3 protein-coding genes are annotated in these 2152 nt (G+C 52.1%); all 3 read left to right on the forward strand.

Annotated features, from left to right (window positions below; genetic code table 11):
- The coding region (locus AC3B8H_RS20605) for a hypothetical protein (RefSeq protein ID WP_488443387.1) at nucleotides 1–502 on the forward strand (502 nt) is incomplete at its 5' end.
- Nucleotides 503–517: 15 nt separating this feature from the next.
- The gene (locus AC3B8H_RS20610; protein ID WP_488443388.1) at nucleotides 518–1663 is read left to right on the forward strand and encodes a glycosyltransferase family protein; all 1146 of its coding nucleotides are present in this window, start codon (nucleotides 518–520) and stop codon (nucleotides 1661–1663) included.
- Nucleotides 1664–1708: 45 nt separating this feature from the next.
- Nucleotides 1709–2152 (forward strand): hypothetical protein (locus tag AC3B8H_RS20615; protein WP_488443389.1); only part of this gene is annotated, 444 nt, incomplete at its 3' end.

The following is a 2152-nucleotide window of genomic DNA, read 5'->3' on the forward strand; positions in this document are numbered from 1 at the left end:
AAAGCGGGTTAAAAATCGCAGACAAATCATGGCATTTCCGCTGGCGAAAACCCGGTCTGTAGCCATATACGGTTCGGAAAATTGGCGGGCTTGGCCGGAGTATCAAACTTATTATCAACACTATATCGGCGACCCGGCGATATTAAATCGGTTGCATCAAACCAGCCGGTTTAATTTGCATGACGGAGTTGGCTTTCATTTTCGGGCCGTCGATTGCATGGCGTCCGGCGGCTTGTTGTGCTGGTATAATGAAAATTCCGGCGATAAGTACAACCGCTTGGGTTTGGACCCGCACAAACGACGCGGTTTACATAGTTTTTTCGATAATTCCAGGCATTATGTCGAGTTTTTGTGGCACCAGTTCGATGAGGTTTATGCGCGCGCTTTGGCGTTCGATTATCGGCATAGCCAGCAACGTCTGGAGACGGTCGACCTCATCCGACAGAATCATACCTGGCGACATCGGGTGGAGAAAATCGTCCGCGATTTTAACGCCTTATAGCCCAATCCTGGCGTCGTGACGGGCTTGAACATTTCGCTGTTTTTTCCGCGCGACAACGCGTGGTATCGCCATCTTGCCGGACAAATCGCCGGCGGATTCGCCGGCCGCGACGTTCGCCTGTCTTGGCATTGCGGCCCGCTGAGCGAAGCGGAAATACTGGCCTGGATCAAGGATCGCGGCACGCGCGTGATTTTCGATATGAATCGGCCCAGAAGCGACTTGCCTTGCTTGCCGGCCGACATTTTGCACATTTGTTGGGTCGTGGATTTCAACGGCCGGCCGATTAGCGATTTTCAGGGTAGCGAAGTCACGTATTTGTTCGGCCCCAAGTGGCTGGAAAAATATCCGTATGCCACATTTCATCGGTGGTTCGGACCCGGCGCGTGTCCCGACAATTACTATCCGGGCGGCGCCGAGCCAGCCGACCGCGCCGCCTTCGTCGGACATATTCCGCAGCCGTGGCGGCAAGAGGAATTGGCGAGGGACATTTCCCAAGCCGGCCCGCCATTAAAGTTTGGCGAATTTCTGCCGTATATAGAACAAGCCTTGCTCGAAAATCGGGCGAGTTTGAAAGTGCATGAAGACTATATGCGCTTGCTGGCCAGCTTGGCGCTGAGCGTATTCGGCGCCGAATTGAGCACCGACCGCACCTTGGCCTACGACATGACCGGCCGGCTGATACGGCTATTGAACCGCCGGGAGTTGTTGGATGCGTTGGTTAATTTGAACTTGCCGCTGGATATTTACGGGCCGGAAAATTGGCGCAACTGGTCGGCATACCGTGAGTATTATCGGCGTTTTCTGGATGGCCCGGCCGATATGAGAGCGGTATATGCATCGTCGATGAATTTTCACGAGGGTAATGGCATGCATTTTCGGGTGGTGGACTGCATGGCATCGGCGGGTTTGATATTCATTAGAAAAGGCGAATACGACGAAAAACCCGGCGGAATTAAAACCTTTTTTGCGCCGGGGGAGCATTATATCGAGTTTGATATCGACGATTTATCCGATAAGGTGGCGTTTTACCGGCGCAATCGACGAGAGGCGGATAGAATCAGAAACAATGCCGCGCGGGAAATTATTCAGCATCATACTTGGCGGCATCGCGTTGATTCTATTTTCAGTGATTTAACCACGATAGGATATTTATCCGCTTAATTCGATGAATATTCAATTTAATTCACCCTAACCACGGGGCCGCCCTTGTTTCAAATCAACGAATCCAGTCATGTGTTTTATGTGTTAGCTTGGGGTTATGCCGGCGACCATTGGTTTAGCTGGTTTGCCAAGGCGTTAAATGCGCATCCGGAAATATTCGCGCTGATGGCGCACGAAGGCTCGCGGCCCAAGTATTTAGCCGAGCGCAGCCGCTCCGAGCGTCCGCCGCTGGACGCCTTCACCGCCTTTTTGGAAGATATGGGTACTACCTATCAAGCGATAGGCGATTGTTGGTCCTATCGGCCGTGGCATTTTCGCGATGTGATCGAACAATATATCGATAATATTCCATTGCTGTTTTTGGCTCGCCATCCTTACGCCTGGTTGGAGTTTTATGTGAGTTGGCGGGCCGGCAACATGCGTATGCCGGATGGCAGTTTCGGACCAATAGAGCATGAATGGTCTATCGCCCGGCACGATTACTTTAAG

It is taken from the genome of Methylomonas sp. BG-2, assembly GCF_057766305.1.